The 23189-nt window shown below is 71.7% G+C and carries 23 protein-coding genes; 6 read left to right on the top strand and 17 right to left on the bottom strand.

Features of this window, described 5'->3' with window-relative positions:
• Positions 1–8 precede the first annotated feature (8 nt).
• The 3 genes from ACZ4VA_RS06205 to ACZ4VA_RS06195 form a co-directional block, all read right to left on the bottom strand.
• The gene (locus ACZ4VA_RS06205) at positions 9–1376 is read right to left on the bottom strand and encodes a chloride channel protein (protein ID WP_452921464.1); all 1368 of its coding nucleotides are present in this window, start codon (positions 1374–1376) and stop codon (positions 9–11) included.
• 82 nt (positions 1377–1458) lie between these two features.
• Complete coding sequence (locus ACZ4VA_RS06200) at positions 1459–2820, bottom strand: hypothetical protein (protein ID WP_355791660.1); 1362 nt, start codon at positions 2818–2820, stop codon at positions 1459–1461.
• A 157-nt stretch (positions 2821–2977) separates the two neighbouring features.
• Positions 2978–3280, bottom strand: coding sequence for a hypothetical protein (locus ACZ4VA_RS06195; RefSeq protein WP_468080072.1), 303 nt, complete (start codon positions 3278–3280; stop codon positions 2978–2980).
• A gap of 303 nt (positions 3281–3583) precedes the next feature.
• Between ACZ4VA_RS06195 and ACZ4VA_RS06190 the strand changes: the two genes are divergently transcribed.
• Complete coding sequence (locus ACZ4VA_RS06190; protein WP_356167833.1) at positions 3584–5437, top strand: glycoside hydrolase family 15 protein; 1854 nt, start codon at positions 3584–3586, stop codon at positions 5435–5437.
• A gap of 59 nt (positions 5438–5496) precedes the next feature.
• On the opposite strand, the gene ACZ4VA_RS06185 is transcribed toward ACZ4VA_RS06190, so the two are convergent.
• The 12 genes from ACZ4VA_RS06185 to ACZ4VA_RS06130 all read right to left on the bottom strand — a co-directional run bounded on the left by ACZ4VA_RS06185 (position 5497) and on the right by ACZ4VA_RS06130 (position 16579).
• Entirely contained in the window at positions 5497–5751 is a 255-nt protein-coding gene (locus tag ACZ4VA_RS06185) for a hypothetical protein (RefSeq protein WP_355794502.1), read from the bottom strand.
• Positions 5752–5803: 52 nt separating this feature from the next.
• A complete protein-coding gene (locus tag ACZ4VA_RS06180; RefSeq protein WP_356167830.1) occupies positions 5804–6862 on the bottom strand; it encodes a cytochrome d ubiquinol oxidase subunit II in 1059 nt (352 codons plus the stop codon).
• Positions 6859–8340 carry a cytochrome ubiquinol oxidase subunit I gene (locus tag ACZ4VA_RS06175; RefSeq protein ID WP_356167827.1) on the bottom strand — a complete coding sequence of 494 codons (1482 nt, stop codon included), beginning with the start codon at positions 8338–8340 and terminating at the stop codon, positions 6859–6861. Before ACZ4VA_RS06175 ends, ACZ4VA_RS06180 begins: the two co-directional genes overlap by 4 nt.
• A 42-nt stretch (positions 8341–8382) precedes the next feature.
• Complete coding sequence (locus ACZ4VA_RS06170; protein WP_355788389.1) at positions 8383–9222, bottom strand: SDR family oxidoreductase; 840 nt, start codon at positions 9220–9222, stop codon at positions 8383–8385.
• Positions 9223–9480: 258 nt separating this feature from the next.
• Complete coding sequence (locus tag ACZ4VA_RS06165) at positions 9481–10986, bottom strand: gluconokinase, GntK/IdnK-type (protein WP_468080068.1); 1506 nt, start codon at positions 10984–10986, stop codon at positions 9481–9483.
• Between the two features lie 296 nt (positions 10987–11282).
• On the bottom strand, positions 11283–12131 hold the full coding sequence (locus ACZ4VA_RS06160; protein WP_356167823.1) for a cytochrome c oxidase assembly protein: 849 nt from the start codon (positions 12129–12131) through the stop codon (positions 11283–11285).
• Positions 12131–12733: a DUF2243 domain-containing protein gene (locus tag ACZ4VA_RS06155; protein ID WP_356167820.1), complete on the bottom strand. Its 603-nt coding sequence runs from the start codon at positions 12731–12733 to the stop codon at positions 12131–12133. Before ACZ4VA_RS06155 ends, ACZ4VA_RS06160 begins: the two co-directional genes overlap by 1 nt.
• A gap of 157 nt (positions 12734–12890) precedes the next feature.
• Positions 12891–13157 (bottom strand): hypothetical protein, encoded by a 267-nt coding sequence (locus ACZ4VA_RS06150; protein ID WP_356167817.1) that lies wholly within the window; start codon positions 13155–13157, stop codon positions 12891–12893.
• Between the two features lie 157 nt (positions 13158–13314).
• Positions 13315–13941 (bottom strand): hypothetical protein, encoded by a 627-nt coding sequence (locus ACZ4VA_RS06145; RefSeq protein ID WP_356167815.1) that lies wholly within the window; start codon positions 13939–13941, stop codon positions 13315–13317.
• Positions 13942–14109: 168 nt separating this feature from the next.
• Positions 14110–14544 carry a VOC family protein gene (locus tag ACZ4VA_RS06140; RefSeq protein WP_356167812.1) on the bottom strand — a complete coding sequence of 145 codons (435 nt, stop codon included), beginning with the start codon at positions 14542–14544 and terminating at the stop codon, positions 14110–14112.
• A 167-nt stretch (positions 14545–14711) separates the two neighbouring features.
• Positions 14712–15362, bottom strand: a complete 651-nt coding sequence (locus ACZ4VA_RS06135; protein WP_355794987.1) for a response regulator transcription factor — start codon at positions 15360–15362, stop codon at positions 14712–14714.
• Positions 15359–16579, bottom strand: coding sequence for a sensor histidine kinase (locus ACZ4VA_RS06130; RefSeq protein WP_468080329.1), 1221 nt, complete (start codon positions 16577–16579; stop codon positions 15359–15361). Before ACZ4VA_RS06130 ends, ACZ4VA_RS06135 begins: the two co-directional genes overlap by 4 nt.
• Before the next feature lie 346 nt (positions 16580–16925).
• On the opposite strand from ACZ4VA_RS06130, the gene ACZ4VA_RS06125 reads away from it, so the two are divergent.
• Positions 16926–17477, top strand: a complete 552-nt coding sequence (locus tag ACZ4VA_RS06125; RefSeq protein ID WP_355790758.1) for a GlcG/HbpS family heme-binding protein — start codon at positions 16926–16928, stop codon at positions 17475–17477.
• A 189-nt stretch (positions 17478–17666) separates the two neighbouring features.
• Complete coding sequence (locus tag ACZ4VA_RS06120) at positions 17667–18659, top strand: phage baseplate protein (RefSeq protein WP_355790756.1); 993 nt, start codon at positions 17667–17669, stop codon at positions 18657–18659.
• A 213-nt stretch (positions 18660–18872) separates the two neighbouring features.
• Here the strand turns inward: ACZ4VA_RS06120 and ACZ4VA_RS06115 are convergent, their stop codons facing one another.
• Together ACZ4VA_RS06115 and ACZ4VA_RS06110 are read right to left on the bottom strand one after the other, a co-directional pair.
• Positions 18873–19541: a CBS domain-containing protein gene (locus ACZ4VA_RS06115; RefSeq protein WP_452921452.1), complete on the bottom strand. Its 669-nt coding sequence runs from the start codon at positions 19539–19541 to the stop codon at positions 18873–18875.
• A 31-nt stretch (positions 19542–19572) separates the two neighbouring features.
• Positions 19573–20037 (bottom strand): cyclic nucleotide-binding domain-containing protein, encoded by a 465-nt coding sequence (locus ACZ4VA_RS06110; RefSeq protein ID WP_452921450.1) that lies wholly within the window; start codon positions 20035–20037, stop codon positions 19573–19575.
• Between the two features lie 419 nt (positions 20038–20456).
• Here ACZ4VA_RS06110 and ACZ4VA_RS06105 point away from each other — a divergent pair, with 419 nt between their 5' ends.
• The 3 genes from ACZ4VA_RS06105 to ACZ4VA_RS06095 all read left to right on the top strand — a co-directional run bounded on the left by ACZ4VA_RS06105 (position 20457) and on the right by ACZ4VA_RS06095 (position 23185).
• On the top strand, positions 20457–21086 hold the full coding sequence (locus tag ACZ4VA_RS06105; RefSeq protein ID WP_356240830.1) for a hypothetical protein: 630 nt from the start codon (positions 20457–20459) through the stop codon (positions 21084–21086).
• Between the two features lie 149 nt (positions 21087–21235).
• Positions 21236–22129, top strand: coding sequence for a universal stress protein (locus ACZ4VA_RS06100; RefSeq protein WP_356167799.1), 894 nt, complete (start codon positions 21236–21238; stop codon positions 22127–22129).
• Between the two features lie 33 nt (positions 22130–22162).
• On the top strand, positions 22163–23185 hold the full coding sequence (locus tag ACZ4VA_RS06095) for a zinc-dependent alcohol dehydrogenase (RefSeq protein ID WP_452921446.1): 1023 nt from the start codon (positions 22163–22165) through the stop codon (positions 23183–23185).
• The last annotated feature ends 4 nt before the right edge of the window (positions 23186–23189 follow it).

Below are 23189 nucleotides of genomic sequence, written 5' to 3'. Positions count from 1 at the left end.
TGAGCCGTTCACGTCGCCGCCTGCTTCGCCTCGTGCGGGCGGCCGGCGGCGGCCGGGCCCGTCGGAAGCAACTCGGAGACGACGAAGGCCGTCACGGCCGCCAGGATCACCACGGGGATCGTCTCCGCGTTCCCGAGCAGGAGGACCACCAGGGCCACGCTGCTGACCGGGAGGCGCAGGACGGCCGCGGCCCCCGCGGCCATGCCCGCGGCGGCGGCCGGAATGACCCCGAAGCCGGGCAGTGGGCAGAGCAGGACTCCCGCGGCCGCACCCAGGAACAGCACGGGGAACACCAGTCCACCGCGGAGGCTGCCCAGACACAGGATGTACGCGACGGACTTGAACAGCAGGACGCCCAGCAGGGCACCGACACCCCAGGCGTGGGGATCGGACGCGAGGTCGGCCAGTGTCGCCTGTCCCGACGAGGCGACGTCCACGGGGGTACGACCCGTGACGAGCGTGTACAGCGCGGCGCAGCCTCCGGCGGCGATCGCGCAGATCACCGTCCTGACGAACGGGGAGGAGCCCACGTAGGCGGCGGTGAGCCGCCCGCCGATGACCACCAGGTGCGCCAGCGCGCCGATGGCCACGGCCAGCAGGATCGACCACACCACGTCCCCGACGTCCAGGCGGGGCGGGGCGGTAGGGAAGCGGACGCTGAGATTCCCCGTCTCCAGGCCGGTCCAGTGCCCGAAGCCGGTGAATGTCACGGCCCCGACACCGCTCGACAGGAGAGCGGGGAGCAGGACGACGAACAACTGCGGACCGCCCACCCCCGCGACCTCGATCAGGAGTACGGCGGCGATGAGGGGGTTGCCGAAGATGGCGGAGATGGCCGCGGAGGCGCCCGCCGCGACGAGCAGAGCGGTGCCCTCGGGTGTGGCGGGGGCGCGGACGAGCGTGCGGAAGAGCAGGGCGAGACCGCCTCCGAGCGCGATCAGGGGTGCCTCCGGGCCGAGGACCGCCCCGAGCGGCAGACTCGCGGTCGCCGCGATGATCACCCCTGGTACCGCCCTGGCCGAGGTGCCGCCCGAGTGGAGCCCGGACGCCGGGACGTGACCGCCCGCCCCGGGCAGATGTGTCACGACCAGCCCCACGATGACTCCCGCCACGGCGAGCAGCGGAAGCGGCCACCAGGACGGCGGGGAGTCATAGCCGAGGGCGTCCGGCAGGTCCGCCCACATCACGTGCTCCAGCTCGTGCAGGCCGACGAGGAACCAGAAGGCGGCCAGCGAGATGGGGATGCCGATCAGGGAGCTGAAGACCAGGACCTTGCGGTACGCGGGCTTGAGCAGGAGGTCCCGCAGATGGTCGGCCTCGGAGGTCTCCGTCCCCGGCTCCTCGGCGGGCGCTGTGCTGGCGTTCGGCACCGTCATGAAGTACGTCTTTCGGAAGCGGGGGAGGGCCGAGTGCGACGGGCGGGGTGTCGTCGGACTCCCTCGAGTTTCCACAGCGTGCTCATGACGACCGCGCCTCGTCCGCGGCGTCGTGCCGGTCCGGGCCGCCCCCCGGGCCGGGGTCGTCGAGGAACTCGCGCAGGGCGAGGGCGAGGAGCAGCGCGGCCACGATCCACAGCACGACGGTGGTGCTCGGGTACGACCAGGTGACGAGGACGAGCAGCGCGGCCAGCAGAACGAGGCCGCCGATCCACCGCTTGTACCGGTGGACGAAGCGTCCGACCGCGCCGAGACGCAGGCCCGCCGAGCCGGCGGCGCCACGCACCGCCCCGATGCCACCGGTGCACGCCTGCCGGATCGCGACGGCCACGCGGGAAGGCCCGCACAGGAAGGCACCGCAGGCGGTCACCAGGGCGACGGCGGCCACCGCGCGGACGCCGGCGCGCAGGAACTTGACCAGGGCGTCGAACACGGCGGCTGCGGCGTCCTGGGACACCGAGGCCGGCAGACGGTCGAGATAGATGTCGCGGAACACCGTCAGGCCCACACCGAGGACCAGCATCCCCGCGGCCACGGCGAGGGCGGTCGCCACCAGCACGCGTCGCCGGTGGACGGCCAGGAGGACCCCCGCGGCGGCGATGAGCACGGTGATCACCGGAAGCCATGCGCCGACGATCTGGAGGATGCGGGTGTACGTTCTGACCTCGGCGAGTTCGTTCGAGGAGAACACCACGAAGTCGGTGTGCACCTCGGGGATGCTCGACGCGCGGCTGAACCCCGACCGCACCAGCTCGTCCTTGGCCCGTTCCACGACAGGGCCGATGTCGATCGTCACCTGGTCGCCCTTCAGGACCACGGCGCCGCCGCCTTTGCCCGTCAGGGCCTTGTCCAGTGACCGGTGCGCCGCCCGGTTGGCGTCCGTCCACAGGGTCTCGAACGCGGAGCCGGTCACGACCCTGTTGACGGCGCCGCGCACGAACTCCTTCAGGCCGCTCTCGATGGGACCGTCGAGTTCGCCGATCAGCTTGGCGAGGGCAGGGGGCGCCCCTTTCTGCTCGGCCGCCGAGGAGAGTTCGTCCACCAGCTTCTGCACGTCGATCCGGTCGAGGATCGCGGACGTGGCCCGGTTCGTCACGGCCGTCTGCACCGCCGGGTCCTTGGCCAGCGGAGCGACGGTGTCGACGTACCGGTCGGTGTCCTCCACCATGCTGTCGGCCCACACCGCGACGACCGACAGGACGGACAGCAGCGCGGCGATGGTGACCGCCACGGCGGACAGGACCGACCGCCACCGATGTCTGCGCGGCTTGCCCCCGCTCTCCAGTTCCCGGATGCGGCGCTGGAGGTCGGCCAGGTCGGTGTCCGGCACTCCCGTCGGCGCCTTGTCGTACGAAGGATCCGGCAGACCCGGCTGCGGTTCCATACGGATCTCCTGCAGAACACTCCGCGGGTGACCGCGAACGGCGGGGCATCCGCCGCCAGTCCAGCAAAGACGCTGCCGACGGGTCTCGCTACCGGAGGCGAGCCGTATGGCGTCGTCGGGAAGCGGAGGCCCGGTGCCCGCGGTTGTGACGTCCGGGTCAGAGGGGGGAACTGCCCCCGATACCCTGGAGGTCGGCACCCTGCGCGATGGCGCGGCGGTTGGGATCGGTGAAGGCTCGCTCGACGGACTCCTGCAGCAATGTCAACGGGGCTTGCAGCGGAGGGCGTTGCCGGGACGGCGAGGCGTCGAGCAGGTTCTGCGGCATGGCACGCAGTCTCCGGCAGATCTGCAGGGACGAAGCGCCGTACGACATGATCTCGCAGACGGCGAGCTGAAGGTGGCCGCCGAAGTCACGGCCCCGCAGGACGAGCCGGGCCTCCCCGTGGCCGTCGGCCGGCACATGACGGCCGCGAGCCGGAATCTGCCGGCCCAGGACGTCGTGACACCCACGCGAGTCCCCTTCACCGTAGGAATCAGATGTTCTCGAACGACGCGGGGACGCCCGCTCCGCACGCCGTCCGCACCTCACGATATGGCGGTTCCCGGACCGCAGCAGGGTCGGGATCGCGGTCACCGCGGGGGTTCTCCTCGTCAGGACGAACGGGTGTCGGCGGCCTAAGCTGATCGAGTGCCGCCCGGTCCTCATCCGCGGCGTGACGGTGTTTGTTCCGCGTTCGGCCGACCGGGCCGAAAGGGGTCGACGATGAACGACTATCCCCTGATCGAAGACCACGGACTGATCGGTGATCTGCAGACCGCCGCCCTCGTGACGACCGACGGGACGATCGACTGGTTCTGCTGTCCGCGCTTCGACTCACCCAGCGTCTTCGGCGCACTTCTCGACCATGGGAAGGGTGGCCATTTCTCCGTGCGGCCCGCTGCGCGCACGTACACCACCAAACAGCTCTACCACCCGGACACCGCCGTGCTCGTGACCCGTTTCATGACCGAGGACGGCGCCGGGGAAGTGGTCGACTTCATGCCGGTGACCGGCACGACCGTAACCGACCGGCATCGCATCGTGCGCATGCTGCGATGTGTGCGCGGCAGCATGACGTTCGAGGGAGAGGTCGCTCCGCGCTTCGACTACGGCCGCAAACCCCACGAGGTGCATCTGACGGAGCACGGGGCCGTGTTCACCTCGGACGAACTGGACCTCGCCGTGCACACCGTCCGTGAGCCGCAGGACGAGCGGTTGTTGCACAACATCTCGGTCCATGACAGCGATGTGCGTTTCTCCCTGACCCTGCGTGCGGGACAGCAGCGTGGCCTGATCGTCGAATCCTCGCCAGGAGGGCCACCTCAGCAGATCCGACTGGCGGAGTTCGAGCGCCTCTTCGACCGGACGGTCGCCTTCTGGCGCTCGTGGCTGGCACAGTCCACCTACACCGGACGCTGGAGGGAGGCGGTGGAGCGTTCGGCCGTGACCCTGAAGCTCATGACGTACGCGCCCACCGGTGCCCTCGTCGCCGCGCCCACGGCGGGCCTGCCCGAGCAGCTGGGCGGAGAGCGCAACTGGGACTACCGGTTCACCTGGATCCGTGACGCCTCGTTCTCGGTGTACGCGCTGTTGGGGATGGGGTTCAAGGAGGAAGCGGCCGCGTTCATCGGATGGCTGCACGACAGGGTGAAGCAGGGGGACGACAGCCGGAGTGACGGGTCCGGACCGCTGAACATCATGTACCGGGTCGACGGCTCCGCGGACCTGGTCGAGGAGACCCTCGACCACTGGGAGGGATACCGCGGTTCGGCGCCGGTCCGTATCGGCAACGGGGCCGCCACCCAGCTGCAACTGGACATCTACGGCGAGGCCCTGGACAGCATCTACTTCGCGCACGAGCACGGGATGCATCTCGATCACGGGGGCTGGAAGGCACTGCACACCCTGCTCGACTGGCTGGTCGACCACTGGGACCAGCCGGGTGAGGGGCTCTGGGAGACCCGCGGCGGCCGAAAGGACTTCACCTATGGCCGCGTGATGTCGTGGGTGGCCTTCGACCGCGCCCTGCGGATCGCCTACGACGACGGTCGTCCCGCGGCCGGCGGGCGGTGGGTCGAGGCGCGCGACGAGATCTACGCGCAGACGTTCGAGCGTGGTTGGGACCCCAAGAAGCAGGCGTTCGTCCAGCACTACGGCGACGACGTGCTCGACTCTTCGCTGCTGCGCATGCCGACGGTCGGTTTCATCACGCCGGACGACCCGATGTGGAAGTCCACGCTGGACGCCATGGAAGCCGAGTTGGTCAGCGACAGTCTCGTCTACCGGTACAACCCGGAGGCGTCCCCCGACGGGCTGCGAGGCTCCGAGGGAACCTTCTCCCTGTGCACCTTCATGTACGTCGACGCCCTGGCGCGGGCGGGCCGGACCGACATGGCCCGGCTGGTGCTGGAGAAGATGCTCACGTACGCCAACCACCTGGGCCTGTACTCCGAGGAGATCGACCTGACGGGCCGTCAACTGGGTAATTTTCCCCAGGCGTTCACTCACCTGGCGCTGATCGACGCGGCGATCACGCTGGACTCGATGCTCCGGGAGAACCAGCGCCGCGGCGGATAGCGCGCCGCGGCGGCGTGAACTCCTCAGCGCTGGGGAGCCGAAGGCGGCGTACGGAGCGATCACGCCGGGACTGTCGTGCGAGGGTCCCACTCGGTGGACGGGACCGCCAGGATGGCGGCGGTGACGGCCTGGTCCGGCAAGTCCGGTCCCAGCAGCTTGTCGGGGTGGACCACGTCCGTCGTCGCTCCCACGGCGAACCCCGCGGGGAACAGAACGATCGGGGCGGGGACGCGCAGCCTGTTCGCCAGGATCTGCGAACCGGTGGCGAGCACCACGGTCAGCGCGAAACCGAGAAGCATCTCGTCGTCGGTCACAGCGGCTTCCTCCGTCGGAGCGCAGCGCGAAGAAGGTTCGAAGGCCGGACGATCAGCTGTCGAACACCGCTCGGTCACCGTCGGGGTCGCTTCCTCCGCCCAGCTCCGAGTCGGTGAGTTCCTCCAGCTCTCCGTGGGTGTCCAGCCAGTAGAGGAAGACCACGGCCGGTACGACCACCAGCAGGGCCACCAGTGTCACGACCGCCAGCCACGTCAGTGTGGACGGGGCGCCCGCGGCCTCGTCGACGGTCAGCGAGGTGGGGAGCAGGTAGGGGCGCTGAGCCATGCCCCAGGCGACGACGGCCGACGCGACGACTCCGACCGCCGCGACGCGGGCCCACGGGCCCGGCGTCCGCAGCAGCAGCCAGACGGCCGCGAGAGCGGCTGTGCCGGCCAGGATCGCGAAGAGCAGTCCGAGACCGTGGGTGAGGCCGTGCCACACGTGGGGGGAGTCCTCGTGGGTGACGAACCCGGTGACCACCGCGAGGACGGTGAGCACGGCGAGGCTGCCCAGCGCGCGCTGCCTGAAGTAGCCGACCAGCTCGGGCGCGTCGAACCTGCGTGCGTCCCCGGTGAGGAACACCGCTCCGAGGAACGCCGTGGTGGCGACCGCGACGAACCCGAAGGCGAGCGACGTGGGGCTGGTCCAGACGTCCGCCGAAGCATCGGTACCTGGAGCCACGCGTTCCGATGCGACGCCGCCGACGGCGGCACCCAGGAAGAAGGGCGTGACGACCGAGGCCGAGGCGAACGCGGCACCGTACAGGCGGCGGCCCGCGAGCCGTCGGGAGGGCTTGCGCAGGGCGAAGCCGGCACCTCGGAGGACCATGCCCACAGCGGCCAGCGCGAGCGGGAGCCACATCGCGGAGAACACGGTCTGGAACAGGACGGGAAAGCCGGTCCACATGATCACCAGAACGAAGACCAGCCAGACGTTGTTCACCTCCCACACGGGGGCCATGGCATGGTCGATGAGCCACCGGGGACGCCGGCCGCGCTCCGTACCGCCGGCCATGAGGTCCCAGAAGCCGGCGCCGTAGTCCGTGCCCCCCGCGCAGGCATACGCGGTCACGGCCAGGAGAAGCACCACGGCGATGAGGTCCGCGGTCACGGGCCGTCACCTCGTGACCGGCCCCCTCCCGGGCCCGCGGCGGACGCGTCACCCGCGGGGACGGCGGCCCGCGGGCCGTAGGGGATGTCCGCCTCGGGCGTGTGAGTGCCCGCCGGTGTGCCCCGCGTCGAGTCGGCGAGCCGCCAGCGCGTGCGCATCTTCAGCAGGACCACGAGAAACGAGGCGAAGAGGGACACGTACACCACGATCACCACCCCGAACATGATCCACAGACTGCTGGAGCGGGTCGAGGTCACGGCTTCGGCGACCCTCATGTTCTGGTAGACGATCCAGGGCTGGCGTCCCACCTCGGTGGCGATCCACCCGCACTCGACCGCCACGACGGAACCGGCGCCGGCGCATGCGGCGGCGCGGAAGAACCACGGCGAGGCGGGCAGCCGACGGTGCCGCAGCCAGACGAATCCGTACCAGAGCGCGAGCAGCACCAGCCCGGAGCCGATGAGGACCATGACGTCGAAGGCCCAGTGGGCGATCGTCGCCTGCGTCGCGGTGGGCCGCTGGTCGGCCGGGACGGAGGTGAGTCCCCGCACCTCGGTGTCCGCGTGGAATCCGGCCAGTACCGAGTCGAGCAGCGGGATCTTGATGCCGCCCGAGACGGTGCCGTTCTCGTTCAGTCTGCCGAAGAGGTACTCCGGCACACGGGTGTCGGTCTTCCAGACGATCTCCATCGCGGCGAACTTCACCGGCTGCTTGTGGAACACCGACCGGGCGATGGAGTCACCGAGAACGAACTGCAGGGGGGCGGCGACGGCGGCGATGGTGAACGGTACGGCGAAACCGAGTCGGTGGTAGCGGTCCCGGCGGCCGCGCAGCCAGCCCGTCGCGTAGACCCCCGACACCACGAAGCCCGCGGTGAGCACCATCCCCACCACGAAGTGCCAGTACTGCGGACCGAACATCGGCGTGAAGATCGCCTTCCAGACGTTCACGTCGGTCGGCTCGCCCCCGGAGTCTAGCGAGAAGCCCTGCGGAGTGTTCATCCAGGAATTGGCGGCCAGGATGCCGAAGGCCCCCAGCAGGGCGGCGAACGGCAGGGGCAGCCCGAGGAGGAAGTGCGTCCGCGGCTTCAGCCTCCGCCACCCGTACAGGTAGATGGCGATGAGCACGGCTTCCAGGAAGAAGGCCCAGGCCTCGACACCGAACCCGACGCCGAAGACGTCACCCCAGCGCCCCATCAGACCTGGCCACAGCAGACCGAACTCGAACGACAGCACCGTGCCGGTGACGATGCCGAGCGCGAACTGCACCGCCATGACGGCCGACCAGCGCCGCGCCAGGAGCAGCGCCGTGGCGTCCTTCCCGCGCAGCCCGCGGTAGTGCATCACCAGGGTGATGAGGGGGAACGCCACGCCGAGGGGCACCAGGATGATGTGGGAGGCCAGCGTGAAGGCCATGAGTTCCCGAGCGGGCAGGAGCTGAGCCGGGGCATCCGCCAGCAGGTGCAGGGAGGTGGGCATACGCGCCTTCGTCGTCCGTGTGGGTGAGATGCCGGGCGGCGCTCAGCCACCGGTGGCGAAGCCGGGGAAGAGAGTCATGCCGCCGTCGACGTACAGCGTGGTCCCCACGACGTAGTCCATGAGATCCGACGCGAGCGCGACTACGGCGTGAGCGATGTCGTCGGGTTCCCCGACCCGCTCGTACGGGATGAGCCGCAGGAGGTCCTTGAGCGCTTCGTCCGTCTCCCAGGCCGAGCGGTTGATGGGTGTCTTGATCGCACCCGGGGCGACCGCGTTCACACGGATCTTCTTGGGCGCGAGCTCCTGGGCCAGGGTCTGCATCATCATCTGCACGCCGCCTTTGGACGACGCGTAGTTCACGTGACCGGACCAGGGGATGATCTGGTGCACCGAACTCATGCAGATGATCTTTCCGGCGGAGCGGGACACCTCCGGCACCACGCCACGGCGCTGGAACTCCTTGGCCGCCTCCCGCGCACAGAGGAACTGACCGGTGAGGTTCACGTCGATGACCTTCTGCCACTGGGCGAGCGTCATCTCCGCCAACGGCGCGTCACGTTGGAGTCCCGCGTTGGCCACGAGGATGTCGATGGTGCCGAACTCCTGGACCATCCGGTCCATCATGGCGACGACTTGGTCCTCCTGGGACACGTCCCCCTCGTACGCGGCCGAGCGCACCCCGAACGAGGCGATCTCCTCGGCCACTTCCTCCGCGGCCTCACGTCCCGCCACGTAGTTCACGACCACGTCGGCACCGGCCCGGCCCAGGCCGATCGCCGTGGCCTTGCCGATACCCGAGTTGGCGCCGGTCACGAGAGCCTTCTGGCCGTGCAGCAATCGCGCCGGGATCACCCCCTGAGGCGCTCCCACCGTGGAATCCATGCTGTGCAGCCTCCTTGCTTGCGCTTCCGCGCCGAGCCCGGCGCCTGTGCGGCTGGGCATCGTCACGCAATCACCCGACGCCCCGAACGGCATCTCCTCGAAAACCGCGTTAGGCCGTCGGAGTCGGCGGCTTCGTCCGGACGGACCAGAGCCGAGACGGCCGTGACCACAGCAGGCCTCACAGGCCTTCGCCGGCCTGTGGAGCGGCGGTGACGCCGTCGAGGACGCACCGCTCCGGCCGGCAGCGCGCGGATGCCGTCAGGAGTACCCCCACGGGCGCAGACCCCATCGCAGGACGTGGGTCGCGCCCGGGTACAGGACGGTGAGGTCCGTGCCGCTGCGAAAGGCGTCCGGCGGACAGGACATCGGCTCCACGGCGACCCCCCGCCGCCGGTGGCGTACGTCCAGGGTGTCACCGGTGTAGATCTGCACGTAACGGGTTCCTTCACCGAGCCGGACATCGAGGCCGTGACTGCCCGAAGGGTGCGCCAGCCGCACGACGGCCAGTCCGTCGGAGCCACGGTCGAGCCCGGTGAATGCGGTGTCCAGCCTCTGCGCGCCGATGCGTCGGGTGGAGCGGAAGTCGTAGGGGGTTCCGTCGACGGGCTCCCGGTCCCCGGGTAGGCCACGGTCGTCGGTGGGCAGCAGGTAGCGCGCGGGAACGGTCAGGACCGCGCTGTCGACGAGGTCGGTCCCGACCGTGAGATACGGATGCTGGCCGACCCCGTACGGGGCGGGTTCCGGACCGGTGTTGGTCGCGTGGACGGTGACGGTGAGGCCGTCCGGTCCCAGCCGGTACTCGACACGGACGTCGAGGAGGAACGGGTAGCCCGGCTGGGGGCAGAGCGTCGTGCCGAGCAGGACCGAGTCGTCGGTACGCCCCAGTGGTCGCCACAGGGTCCAGCGCAGCAGTCCGTGGATCGCGTTGCCTTTGTCGACCTCGTTCAAGGGGAGTTGCAGACTTCTGCCGACGAAGCGGTAGCGTCCGCCGCCCACGCGGTTCGGCCAGGGTACGAGCAGTTGTCCCCGCCCGCCGGTGATGGCGGAGCCCGCGGAGAAGCCGTCGAGCAGCGGCCGTCCGTTCACCGCGTAGTCGCGCAGGGCGCCGCCCAGCTGGACCACGACCGCGCTCTGTTCGTCCCTGACCAGCCGCCACGAGGTGCCCGCAGGGCTGGGGGAGAGAGGCTCGCGCGAGGCCGTGGCGAGGTTCGGACCGGCCGTGGCCGGAGCGGCGGCGGCCTGTCCCGGCATCAGGGACAGCACCGTCGAAACGACGGCGTCCGGTGGCTGGTCGACGTCCACCACCAGCGGGTGCTCGTCCGGCTCCGGTTCCTGGAGAGCGGCGAGCTGGCTGTCCAGCAGATCCGCCGGGAAGAAATGACCGCTTCTCGCGGCCAGCCGGGACTCCAGCAGCTCGCGCGAGCCGTGCAGGTACACGAGGAGAACGTCCCGCCCGGTCAGCAGCTTGTCCCGGTAGTCCCGCTTCAGCGCCGAGCAGGTGACGACGGCGTGCCGGCCGCTCGCCACGACCTGGTCCATCCACTGGGCGATCGCGTCGAGCCATGGCCCCCGGTCGCTGTCCGTGAGGGGACGGCCGGCGGCCATCCTGGCGCGGTTGGCGGCGGAGTGGAATTCGTCCGCGTCACGGTAGGTCCAGCGCAGCCGCTCAGCGAGCAGGCGCCCCACTGTGGACTTGCCCGAGCCTGCGACGCCGACGACGAGCATCAGGCGTCGCGGCTGTTCCGCCGCTGTTTCGTCTGCCATCGGTCCCGGTCCCGGACGTCATGTCCCCGTCGGCCGGGACGGGGAGCACGGGCCCGCCAGGACACCGTAGACGCACCGGCAGGCGGCAGGATTCACGAGCGGACCCCCGCAGGTGTCATCCCGCTGACCGACTGCTCTCGTGGCGGGCTTCATGACAGCGTCCTCCTCGCCCGCACGCCGGGGCGTAGCGGCCGGCCGGTGGTCCCGATACCTCCAATCTGACGCCAGTCGTCCGCCGGCGCACTTCGACGACGTCGTGAGACGTCGAGACGAGCCCGTCGCCGCAGCCTGTCCGCTCAGCCCGGCGCGTGTGTCGGCTCAAGGGGGTGGCGCGGTCGCGTGCGGCTGCCGGCGCTCGTGCGCCGCTCGGGCCGCCACGTGGCCACCAGCGCGGCGGCCAGCAGGAGTTCGGCGATGTCCCCGCCGTAGTACATGATCTCCGCGCCCTGCCGGACCTGGTCGACCGGGGCGTGGATGTCGACGAAGAAGCCGCCGTACATCGCCTGGGCGACCAGCGCGTGTGCGGCGACCGCGGCTCCGAGGTACGCGAGCCGGGCCGGTACGCCGGGCCTGCTCGGGGCGGGGTCGGGTCCGGCTATGACGTAGGCGAACAGGCAGCCGGACGCCAGGAAGTGCGCGTGCAGCAGCCAGTGCCCCGCGGGATGGCCCATGGCGGTGCCGTACAGCGGCGTGAAGTACAGCACCCCCAGCGTGCCGGTACTCAGAGCCAGGGCCACCGCGGGGTGCGCAGGCAGCCGTGCGGGCCGGCTGCGCAGCGCCGCGGTCAGCTTGCGGGCCCGCGCGGGAGACAGGGTGCGCAGCAGCAGCGTGACGGGCGCGGCCAGGACCAGGCCGAGCGGGGCGTACATGCCGATGAGCATGTGCTGGGCCATGTGGCCGCGGAAGTCGGTGTGCGCCGCCGGGCCCAGCGGCGGCAGCAGCGCGACGGCGAGGAGCGCGAGTCCGCCGACGAACGACGCCGAACGCAGGCGGCTCCAGCCCAGCACCGGATTGCGGTGGCGGGCCCGGCGTACGGCGAGGAGGTAGCCCGCGGCGGCGGCGAGCAGGACCAGAACGGTCAGCAGCGTTCCCGGCAGGCTCGGCCCGGTGCCGTCGTGGTGATGCGTGTGCTGCATGCCGTCCATCAGGCGGAATTCCCTGCCGGACCGTCACCGCGGGGCACGCCCGGGCCGGCGGAGGCACCGCCGGGCTCGGTGGGGTCGTGGAACCGGCCGCCGCGCTGGAGCAGGAAGCCTCCGAGGACCAGCAGCCCGCCCAGGACGAGGAAACCGGCGTCCCACCAGGCCTGGTGCGGGCCCCCGTGCACGTGATGGATGCCCAGGATCTGGTGGTCCAGGAGTCCCTCGACCAGGTTGAACAGGCCCCAGCCGGCCAGGATCCATCCCCACAGCACCCGCGAGGCCCACACCGCCCGCCGGTTGTGCGTGACCCGCGCGTACAGGATGCCCAGGCCCGCGATGACCGCGACCCAGCAGACGGTGTGGAAGACGCCGTCCCAGACCGTGTTCATCTCCAGCCCGGTCACGGTGTCCGGGTCGTAGTACTTCACGCCGACGCGGTCGTGGTTCGTGCTGGTGAGCATGTGGTGCCACTGCAGGAGCTGGTGGAGCAGGATGCCGTCGACGAAGCCGCCGAGCCCCACCCCGAGGACGATGCCGGGCAGCCGCAGACTGTTCGGCCGCGCCCCGGCCGTTCGGCCTCGGCCCGGCTCTGTCGTGGTGGCCATCACCCGTTCTCCGTCCCGTCGGCGGTGCGCGCACGTCGTCCGGACAGGGTTGCCCCGGCGGCCCGACTCAATCACTCATTCCGCGTACCGCTCGCGTCCTTTCCCGCCAGATACGGTGCCCCGGTCACTTTCGGCCGCGACGGGTGCCGGGGTGACGTCAGGCGCTGTGCAGGGTGGAGTCGCAGCGCGCGCACATGGCTTCCTGCTGGTCCGGCGGGCACCAGGAGTCGGGGCCGGCGGGCTGGTAGGCGAGCCGCTTCATGGCGGAAGTCGGCGTGCCGCAGAGGGTCGTGGCGCCCGGTTGACCCGAACCCGGCGGGTCGGCGGGCACGGCGTGGACGGTCGGCGTGGGCGGAAGGGCGTCGCCGGGCCCGGCGTCGTCGGCGAGCTGGGTCTCGGCTTCCTGGACAGCGATGATCTCCATGGGTTCACCCTCCGTCGGCTCGCGGAACTCCGCACGTCGGGTGGGCGAGTTCAGGTGACGGGGGTGAACGCGGGGCAAGTGTTGCGCCGTCCGCCGGAAGGGCGGGGCACACCCGGACGAGCGTGCCTCACCCCCTGCGCGAGTGCCCTCGGCTCCGTCAGAGGGCCCAGACGTGCAGGGCGTTCTCGTCCTCGGAGACCGTGTACCAGGTGCCGTTCCCGAGTCCCCGCGGCAGCCCGGACACCTCGAAGGGGTAGCCGATCCGGCCCGTCAGCCGCATGCGGGTCGCGTCGACGAGCCAGTCCTGGCCCTCACCGACGCTCAGACCCATCTGGCCGGGATCGGGGTGCGGCACGTGCACGGACCCCGCCGCCGACGTGCGCGTCCGGGTCCGTGCCAGCACCGTGCCGTCCGCGGCGTCCAGGACCAGCCACTCCTCCTCGCCCCGGTCCCCGTCCGGCTGCTCGCCGGACAGCGGGCCGAGGACGTGGGCCCACAGCAGCTTCCCGTCCGCGGAGAAAGCGGCCGAACCGCTGCTCGCGTAGCGGTGGTCGCGGTCGTCCCCGTACTCGTCGAACGCCGTGTGTCCCGCACAGCCCGCCCAACAGCGGTGGCGCAGTTCCCACCGCACGGTTCCCGCGCGGTCGACGGCCCGCAGTGCGTGCGGTCCCGTGAAGACCGCGAGACCGGCGTCGGGTGACACCGCGTACCCACCGAACCGCCGCGGCCAGGGCGCCGGGAAGCGGACGCTCGCGGACACCGCCGAACCCCGCAGCTCCCGCACGACCAGTTCCGTGTCACCCCGCTGGACCAGCAGCCGCGCCGAGGGGCCGCCTCCAGACGAGGGGCCGCGTCCGCCCCCGAGAAGGCGGCGGGAGCGCCGAGCGTGGTCACGAGCCGGGCGAGGTGCGGCACGGGGACCCCGGGGGACGGGCGATTTCCTCCCGGGACCCTACGACACGCCGCCCTCCTCGGGGGCACGGGCGACGTCCACGACCCAGGTCACGCCGAACCGGTCCCGCAGCATGCCGTACAGGGGCGCCCACTGCGCCCGGTCCAGCGGCAGCAGCACGGTCCCGCCCTCGGAGAGCTTCTCCCAGTACGCGGCTGCCTCCTCCGCCGTCCCGGAGCGCAGTGACACGAAGAAGGCGTTCTCGCCCTGGTTCCACGGCATCCGCGAAGGCACGTCGTACGCCATCACGTGGAAGCCGCTCTCGGCGGCGACCTGGCCCCACATGACCTGGTCCGCCTCGGTCGGCTCCTGGACGTTGCCGGCGTCCTTGTACGTCACCAGGGCCAGGTCCCCGCCGAACACGGACTGGTAGAACGTGAGCGCCTCGCGGGCGTCACCTCGGAAGTTCAGATGGGTCACGGTGTCGACGGACATGTGCGGCTCCTGTCTCACGGGGTGGGCCGGGAGCGTTGCGCGTCCCGGCGTCGTGTGATGACAGTCGCAGGGGTGGCGGTCAGGGAGTGGCCGCTACCCGGGGCGAGACGAGGCCCGTCCGGAACAGCGGGTGATGGGACTCCGGGAAGAGGTCCGTCCGGGCGCGCTCACGGCAGCAGGCGCTGCTCCTTGGCCACGGCGACCGCGCCGGCCCGGGTGTCGACGCCGAGCTTGTCGTAGATGCGCCCCAGGTGGGTCTTCACCGTCGCCTCGCTGATGAACAGGGCCCTCGCGATCTCGCGGTTGCCGAGCCCCTGCGCGAGCTGCGTGAGGATGTCCCGTTCGCGGTCGGTGAGGGTGGGCCGCGGGCTGCGCAGGTTGGCCATGACGCGGCTGGCGACGGGGGCGGAGAGCGTGGTGCGGCCCTGGGCGGCGGCGTGGACGGCGGCGAACAGTTCCTCCGGCCGCTCGGCCTTGAGCAGGTAGCCCGTCGCGCCGGCCTCGATGGCGCGGGTGATGTCGGCGTCCGTGTCGTACGTGGTCAGGACGAGCACGTGCGGGCCGCCACCGTCGCCGGTGGTGAGGCGGCGGGTGGTCTCCACACCGTCGATACCGTCCCCGAGCTGGAGGTCCATGAGTACGACGTCCGGACGCAGCTTCGCGCTCAGCGCGAGCGCCTCCTCTCCCGTGCCCGCCTCGCCCGCGACCTCGATGCCGGGCGCGTTGTCCAGCAGCGCGAGCAGCCCGGCGCGCACGACGGCGTGGTCGTCGCAGAGCAGGACGCGAACGCGCCGGGAGGTCTCACGGGCGTCGGTCATCGGGAGGGCTCCAGGGGGATCGCGGCGGACAGGACGGCGCCTTCGCCCGGCGCGGACTCCACGGTCAGGGTGCCGCCGAGGCGACGCACGCGGGCGCGCATCGCCGGCACGCCGTGGCCCCGTACCCCGGGCGCGGCGGCGGACAACTCACCGGGGACGAAACCGCGGCCGTCGTCGGCCACGTCGAGGACGACCCGGTCGTCCAGCAGAGTGAGGGTGAGGGTGGCCGTACGGGCCCCCGAGTGCTCCCGGACGTTGGCCAGGGCGCCCTGGGCGATCCGCAGCAGGGCGGACCGGACCCCTTCCGGGAGCCGGGGTCCGTCGCCCGCGTCGTCGACGTGGACCTGGACGGTGAGGTGCTCGCGCGACTCGCGTGCGGCCAGGGTGCGCAGGGCCTGGGCCAGGTCACCGCCGCGGGCCAGGTCGGACGGAGCCAGGTCGTGGACGAAACGGCGGGCCTCGTCCAGGTTGTGCTCGGTGACGGATTCGGCGGTGCGCACGTGGGCCCGGGCCTTGACCGGGTCGGACTCCCAGACCAGGTCGGCCGCCTGGAGGAGCATCCGCTGGCTCGACAGTCCCTGGGCGAGCGTGTCGTGGATCTCCATGGACAGACGCTGCCGCTCGGCCAGAGTGCCTTCCCGGCGTTCGGAGGCGGCGAGCTCACGGCGGGTGCGGACCAGATCGTCGATGAGCAGCCGCTGCCGTACGCTCTGCCGTTCCATCTGGAGGAAGACGGCCGTCGCGATCGCGGCCACGGCGGGCGGGGCCAGCAGCAGGTTCGGGTCGAAGGAGCCCGCGAGGCGCAGTTGTGCCGCCACGACGAACCCCGTCAGCACCGCGACGAGCACGAGCGCCGCCCGCTCGGGCAGGACGCGCAGCCCCGTGTAGAAGAGCGGCACGGCGCACCAGGCGAAGCTGGGCGCGAGCACGACGAGCACCATCCACACCGCCACGACCGCGGCGGGCCGCCCGAGCCCCCACGCGCCGAGCCGGCCGTCGGCCCCGCCCCGCGCCGCAGCCTTCGCTCGGGTGAACGGCGCCCAGGGGTCGTGCACCGCCCCGGACGGCGACACCGACGAGCCGCGCGACGGGATGGCGTAGAGGACCGCAAGGAGAGCCGAGAGCGCGACGATCCACGGCGTCCGGGCCTCGCCGGGGTGCCGCAGCAGGAACCGCGCGAGCGCGCCGCCGAGCAGGAGGAAGAACGCCACGTGCATCACGGCGCCGAGCCTCCGGGCCTCCGCAGCGCCCGGGTCGGCGCCTGCGCACCGGCCCTCCGCGCGGTCCTCGCCCGCGCCGTACGCCCCGTAGGCATCCGCGTCGCGGTCGTGGCCCCGCTCGGTCTCCGTGTCCATGTGTCCACCTCCTTCACCGCTCCGGCCTGCCCGAACACTCCCATTGTCGCCAGCCCGGGCCACACCGGGGTCATCCGATCGGCTGACCCCGGCATCGGCCGGTCGGCGTCCCGGGGCGAGCCGTGACGCCGACCGGACCGGGCACCGCACGGCACCAGGCTTGAGGGCGGAAGCAGCCAACCACCCTTTCGAACCAGGAGCCGAAACCATGCAGAAGCTCTCCCGCCGCGCCCGTATCGCCACCGGTGGCGCCGTGATCGCGGCCGTCGCCGCCGGCACTTTCGGCACGGTGTCCGCGAACGCCTCGTCGCCCGCCACCTCGGCTGCCTCCGTGGCCGAGGTGAGGAGCGGCGGCACCCTCACGTCCAGCCACCTCACGGTCGACGCCGCCACGCAGGCCGCCCAGGCCGCACTCGACGCCGCCGAGAAGGAGAACCAGAGGGTCACCGTCGCGGTCGTCGACCGCAACGGCAACACCGTCGTCACGCTGCGGGGCGACGGTGCCGGCCCGCAGTCCTACGACTCCGCGCAGCGCAAGGCGTACACGGCCGTCTCCTGGAACGCGCCCACCTCGGCGCTCGCCGACCGACTGAAGCAGACCCCGAACCTGAAGGACATCCCCGGGACGCTGTTCCTGGCCGGTGGCGTGCCCGTCGCCGTCAAGGGTGCGCCGGTGGCCGGGATCGGTGTCGCGGGCGCGCCGTCCGGGGACCTGGACGAGAAGTTCGCCGCGGCGGGCGTGGCGGCGCTGGGCCGCTGAACCGGCCACGGGTCCGGCGCGGACGGCGTCGGACCCGGCCCGGCGGTCACCTGGGACAGGGCTCGCAGCCGTCAACCCGGGCCCCGGACAGGCGCGTTGGGGCATGAGCCGGGCGACCCGATGATGGAAGGCGCGGATTGCTGTCGTAAATTCGGATCTTCCTCGTCACCGAGTCGCCAAGGAGAAACGATGTCCTCATCGACCCCGTCCCACAGCCCCGCGTTCCTGAGCCGCCGCAACCTGCTGCGCGCCGGCGGCGGTCTGGGCCTGGCCGCCGTGGGCCTGGGACTGGGAACGGGCGCGGCCTCCGCCGCCGTGCCCGCGTCCTCGCGCTTCGACCTAACGGAACCCTCGTACGACCTGTTCCGCGGCAAGACCCTCCACGACAGCACCGTGCAGCAGGGTTTCGTCTTCGACAACGTCAACCGCCGCCTGTTCGTGGTGCAGCGGCGCGACGGTTCGTCGGAGACGGCAGGCGACCTGTGTGTCACCCAGCTCGACTTCGACGGCAACCAGGTCGGCTACATGCACCTCGCCGGCTTCGGCCACGGGGTGTCCATAGGCGCCCAGGCCGTCGGGACCTCCACGTACCTGTGGACGGAGACCGACACGAGCGGCAGCGGCTACGGGACGCGTCTGGCCCGCTTCAAGTTCACCAGCGGCACCACGCTGACGAACACCTCCTCCGCGCTGACCAAGTACACGCCCGTGGCGGGCGCGACGTCCTACACGTGCGCGACCGACCCGGTGAACAACCGGCTGATCGTGCGCTACCTCCTGGACGGCGACCGCTACATCTCCGTGCACTCCCTCTCCGCGGCGGCGGCCGGTGACTTCGGCAACCCGCTGGCCCGCTTCGTGATGCCGACGCTCGACACGGCGTCGTCGGTCTTCCAGGGCTACACGGCGTACGGCCAGTACCTCTACGTGCTGACGGGCACCAGCTACGAGGCGAACGGGAACATCGTCGACTCGGAGGTCACCGCCATCGACCTCAACACCGGGAAGGTCGCCCAGGGGCCGGTCCTCACCAAGGCCGGCTCGACCCTGACCTTCCGCGAGCCCGAGGGCCTGGCGATCTACCAGACGGCGGCCGGCGAGGTGCGCCTGTTCCTCGGCTTCGCCTCGGGCGAGGCCGGTGACCGCCGCTCCAACCTGTTCTACAAGAACGCGCTCGTCTGACGGGTACGGCAGGGGGCGGAGGAGGGTGTCTCCGCCCCGTGTCCGTGGGGCGGGCCGGCACCAAATGGGGTCGCTGCACAGGGCGTTGAGCGGGGCGAGAGTAAGTCGCCCTGGTTCAAAAGGCGTTCAGGGGCCGTCGACACCGATGGCCGTGACGGGACCACCTGCGGCCGCTGTAGCGGGGACCGGGGACGAATCCATGCCGGGGCCCCGCTATGCCACCGGCTTCGCCGGCGTGTCGGAGCGGGTCACCTCGAAGTCCACGTCGACTACCCCCTCCACGGCCCGGACCAGGCGTGCGGCCACCGGAACCAGGGACGTGTCCCTGAGCCGGCCGACCAGCTTCACCACGCCTTCCCGGACCTCCACCCGCACCGCCGAGGCCGGCGCCGGGAAGAGGTAGGACACCACTTCCCGCCGTACCTCCTCGGCGATCTCCTCGTCCTCGCGCAGGAAGACCTTCAGCAGGTCGGAGCGGCTGACGACGCCCTCCAGGGTGCCCAGTCCGTCGACGACGGGCAGCCGCTTGACACGGGCGCGCGCCATGGTCCGTGCGGCCTGGGCCAGTGTCGCGTCCGCGCGGACGGTGAGGGCGGGGGACGTCATCAGCTCACCGGCGGTCAGCGATCCCGCCTTGGCGAGGTCGGAGAGGCGGTGCAGCTGCGTGTCCCGGTCCGGGTCGCTGTCGCGGAACTCCTCCTTGGGCAGCAGGTCGGCCTCGGAGACCACGCCGACCACCCGGTTCTCACCCTCCAGGACCGGCAGGGCGCTGACCTGCCAGTCCCGCATCATGCGCACGATCTCCTTGAACTCGGCCCCACGGCCGACAGCCGCGACGGTGTGGGTCATCACATCGCTCACGATGTGCGGGCTGCCGTGCATGTCGTCTCCTCGGTCGTCGCGTCGGACACGGTCAGCGCGCACTGCCGCTGCCGTAGGGGGCGTAGAGGTCCAGCAGGCGGGTGCGGGCGGAGCGCAGGCGGTGGGCGACGATCCCGCCCACCCACTGGGAGACCGCGGCGCCCAGCGCGGGGTCGTCCCGGCACAGCGCCCTGACCGCGGCGGCGTCGAACTCGTACGCCCGTACCGGCGTCGTCGCCTCGGCACCCAGATGCCACGAGTGCGGAGCGAACAGCCAGGACCAGCCGACGAGTTGGTTGTGCCCGAGGCACTCGATGACGGCGGCCCTGCGGCCGGGCACGCGCATGTCGAGGGTCACCGTGCCGGTACGGATGATCCAGAACCGGTCGGCGTGCGCGCCCTCCTCGAAGAGGCGGGTTCCCTGTGGGAAGGACACCTCGCGGGCGATACGCATCAGCTGCTGCCGGTGCTCGGCCGGCAGCGACTTCAGCATGCCGGACGTGGGAGAAGTGATCACGACGGGCCTCCAGGACGTGTGACGGACCTGCCGCTTCCAGCGTGGTCCCCGGGACGCCGCCGGACCATGGGCCACCCGGCCCATGCGCAGGACCGACCGGCACGCCCGTCGCCTCTGCCGGCGACAGCCCTCAGGCCCCAGCCCCACAGGCGATCACGGCCGGCCGCGCCACCGCAGGACTCAGGCAGGAGGGCACCGGACCGCGCGACTCCTTCCCCACGCTGGGCCGCAGATCTGGACGGCCCTCGCACCGACGGGTGCCGGCCGCTCAACAGCCCTGCCAAGTAGGGCCGTTCAGCCCCCTGGAGGCGGACCTTCGGCATCCTTCGGCGACCGCGGCGCACGGCCAGAGTGAGCGGTGTCGGGCACCGGCCCGATGTCCTCCGAATCCCTGAACGATTCCCGAAGGGACCACCATCATGGCCGTGCACGAGCACCCTCGGCGGAGCCCGAGGTTCCAGCTGCCCTTCTCCGGCGGGAACCGGACCGCGTCCACCTCCGAGCCCGCCGTGTCGGCACGCACCGACACGCACACCGCGCGGGCCTACACCTTCGCGAGCCTGCGCCTGCTCACCGGGTTCGTCTTCCTGTGGGCGTTCCTCGACAAGACCTTCGGCCTCGGCTACGCCACCCCGTCCGGCAAGGGCTGGATCGACGGCGGCTCGCCGACCAAGGGCTTCCTCGGCGGCGTCGCCGCGGGCCCCATGGAGTCCACGTTCCACGACTGGGCGGGCGCCGGCTGGGCCGACTGGCTGTTCATGCTCGGCCTGCTCGGCATCGGGGTCGCGCTGATCGGCGGGATCGCGCTGAAGCTCGCCGCGACTGCCGGCACCGTGATGATGGCGCTGATGTGGGTCGCCGAATGGCCGCCCGCCAAGCACCTGTCCGACGGCTCGCCGAGCATGTCGACCAACCCCTTCGCCGACTACCACGTCATCTACGCCGTCGTCCTGATCGCCCTCGCGGTGGCGGGCGCCGGTGCGACGTGGGGGCTGGGCCGGGCCTGGGCCCGCCTGCCGGTCGTCCGCGACAACGGCTGGCTGCGCTGACCGGTCAGGGCACGGCCGGGCCAGGGGAGGGGCCCCGCCGTGCCGACGGCCGTAGGGCCGACCGGTCCCCACGAGGGACCTGCGGCCCCTGCACTCCGGGGCCGCGGGCCACGACGCTGGAAGCAGAACCCCTTCAGGAGGTGGAGAGCATGCCCCGCACCGTCACCGTCGGCCTCGACGGATCTCCCGAGAGCCGCGCGGCGGCCGACTGGGCCGCCCGTGAGGCCGCACTGCGCGGCCTGCCGGTGAAGCTGGTCCACGTATGGGAGCCGGTGCCCGAACCCTTCGCGCAGGCCCCGCTGCTCGGCGTCGAGACGCAGCAGCACTGGACCGAGCGCATCCCGCGGGAAGCCGCGGAAGCGCTGCGGGAGCGCCACCCCGGCGTCGACATCGTCACCGAGCAGATCAGCGGCCGCCCGGCCGAGGCCCTGTCGGCCGCGGCGCAGGACTCCGCCCTCCTGGTCCTCGGCTCCCGCGGGCTGAGCGGAGTGGGCGGGTTCATGGTCGGCTCGGTCGGCCAGGCCGTCGTGGCCCGCACCCTGATCCCGGTGGTCCTGGTCCGTGCCACGGAGCCGCCCGCCGGAGACCTCACGGGAACCCCGGCCTCCACGTCCCCGGACCGCCCCGTGGTCCTGGGCCTCGCGGTCGACAGCCCCGACGACACCCTCGTCGAGTTCGCCCTCCAGGCCGCCGAACTGCGCGGGACGTCCCTGCGCGTCGTCCACGGCTGGAACCCCCCGCCCTATTACGCCTACGGACTCGCCGCCGACCTGGAACTGCACCAGGAGCTGTCCCGCCAGCAGGCGTCCGCCCTCGCCGACGTGCTGCTCCCGTGGCAGCAGAAGTTCCCCGCGGTCGAGGTCACCGCGGAGTCCCACTACGGATCGGCCGCCAACCTCCTCACCGACGCCTCCCGCGATGCATCCCTGGTGGTCGTCGGCCGCCGGGTCCGCCGGAACCCGATCGGCGCGCACATCGGCTCCGTCGCCCACGCCGTGATGCACCACGCCACCGCCCCCGTCGCAGTCGTCGCCCACCACTGACGCACGCGCCACCGCACACGAGGAGCAATCGTCATGAAGGCAGCGGTCGTAAGGGAGTTCGGGGCACCTCTGGTCATCGAGGAGCGCCCCGACCCGGAGCCCGGCCCCGGACAGGTCCGCGTACGGGTGGAGGCCTCCGGGCTGTGCCACACCGACATCCACGCCGCGCACGGGGACTGGCCGGTCAAGCCGACCCTGCCGTTCGTACCCGGCCACGAGGGCGTCGGCCTGGTGGAGGCCCTCGGCGACGGCGTCACCCACCTGTCCCTCGGGCAACGGGTCGCGGTCCCCTGGCTGGGCAAGGCGTGCGGGCGCTGCGAGCACTGCCTGTCCGGCTGGGAGACTCTCTGCGAGAGCCAGGTCAACACCGGCTACGGCTGCGACGGCGCGTACGCCGAGAAGATGCTTGCCTGGGCCGACTTCGCCCAGCCGGTGCCGCTGGGGATCACCCCGCTGGAGGCCGCCCCACTGACCTGCGCGGGCGTGACGACGTACAAGGCTCTCAAGGTCGCGGACGTCAGGCCCAGTCAGCTGGTCGCGATCTCCGGCGTGGGCGGCCTCGGCCATCTCGCCGTGCAGTACGCGAAGATCGCCGGCGCCACCGTCGCCGCGATCGACGTCACCGACGAGAAACTGGAACTCGCCACGCGGCTGGGCGCCGACCTCGTCATCGACGCCCGGACGGAGAACGTCGGCGAGGTGCTCAAGCGGTACGGCGGCGCCCACGCCGCCCTCGCGCTCGCGGTGGACGACGCGGCCTTCGAGGCCGTCAACTCCGGCCTGCGGCGCGGCGGCAAGCTGGTCATGGTGGCCCTGCCCGCGCACGGCACGGTCCGCGTGCCGATCTTCGACACCGTGCTGAACGGCACCTCGGTGATCGGCTCGATCGTCGGCACCCGGCAGGACCTCGCCGAGGTCTTCCGGCTCCACGCGGCCGGCCGCACGGAGGTCGTCCACGAGACCCGCACTCTCGCATCCGTCAACGACTGCATCGACGAGGTCCTGCGCGGCGAGGTCAAGGCCCGGATCGTCTTCGATCTGGACACGGGACGGTGAGAAC

This window comes from Streptomyces sp. NPDC028308, from assembly GCF_055565855.1.
Note: the sequence above shows the minus strand (reverse complement) of the source record. Positions and strands in the feature narration are given on the sequence as shown.

Coding starts and splice junctions, on each gene's coding strand:
- ACZ4VA_RS06175 (WP_356167827.1), bottom strand. CDS start 8,340: ATGCCCACCTCCCTGCACCTGCTGGCGGATGCCCCGGCTCAGCTCCTG.
- ACZ4VA_RS06140 (WP_356167812.1), bottom strand. CDS start 14,544: ATGTCCGTCGACACCGTGACCCATCTGAACTTCCGAGGTGACGCCCGC.
- ACZ4VA_RS06095 (WP_452921446.1), top strand. CDS start 22,163: ATGAAGGCAGCGGTCGTAAGGGAGTTCGGGGCACCTCTGGTCATCGAG.
- ACZ4VA_RS06115 (WP_452921452.1), bottom strand. CDS start 19,541: ATGCACGGCAGCCCGCACATCGTGAGCGATGTGATGACCCACACCGTC.
- ACZ4VA_RS06125 (WP_355790758.1), top strand. CDS start 16,926: ATGCAGAAGCTCTCCCGCCGCGCCCGTATCGCCACCGGTGGCGCCGTG.
- ACZ4VA_RS06170 (WP_355788389.1), bottom strand. CDS start 9,222: ATGGATTCCACGGTGGGAGCGCCTCAGGGGGTGATCCCGGCGCGATTG.
- ACZ4VA_RS06190 (WP_356167833.1), top strand. CDS start 3,584: ATGAACGACTATCCCCTGATCGAAGACCACGGACTGATCGGTGATCTG.
- ACZ4VA_RS06150 (WP_356167817.1), bottom strand. CDS start 13,157: ATGGAGATCATCGCTGTCCAGGAAGCCGAGACCCAGCTCGCCGACGAC.
- ACZ4VA_RS06160 (WP_356167823.1), bottom strand. CDS start 12,131: ATGGACGGCATGCAGCACACGCATCACCACGACGGCACCGGGCCGAGC.
- ACZ4VA_RS06130 (WP_468080329.1), bottom strand. CDS start 16,579: ATGCACGTGGCGTTCTTCCTCCTGCTCGGCGGCGCGCTCGCGCGGTTC.
- ACZ4VA_RS06165 (WP_468080068.1), bottom strand. CDS start 10,986: ATGGCAGACGAAACAGCGGCGGAACAGCCGCGACGCCTGATGCTCGTC.
- ACZ4VA_RS06205 (WP_452921464.1), bottom strand. CDS start 1,376: ATGACGGTGCCGAACGCCAGCACAGCGCCCGCCGAGGAGCCGGGGACG.
- ACZ4VA_RS06120 (WP_355790756.1), top strand. CDS start 17,667: ATGTCCTCATCGACCCCGTCCCACAGCCCCGCGTTCCTGAGCCGCCGC.
- ACZ4VA_RS06100 (WP_356167799.1), top strand. CDS start 21,236: ATGCCCCGCACCGTCACCGTCGGCCTCGACGGATCTCCCGAGAGCCGC.
- ACZ4VA_RS06155 (WP_356167820.1), bottom strand. CDS start 12,733: ATGGCCACCACGACAGAGCCGGGCCGAGGCCGAACGGCCGGGGCGCGG.
- ACZ4VA_RS06105 (WP_356240830.1), top strand. CDS start 20,457: ATGGCCGTGCACGAGCACCCTCGGCGGAGCCCGAGGTTCCAGCTGCCC.
- ACZ4VA_RS06135 (WP_355794987.1), bottom strand. CDS start 15,362: ATGACCGACGCCCGTGAGACCTCCCGGCGCGTTCGCGTCCTGCTCTGC.
- ACZ4VA_RS06200 (WP_355791660.1), bottom strand. CDS start 2,820: ATGGAACCGCAGCCGGGTCTGCCGGATCCTTCGTACGACAAGGCGCCG.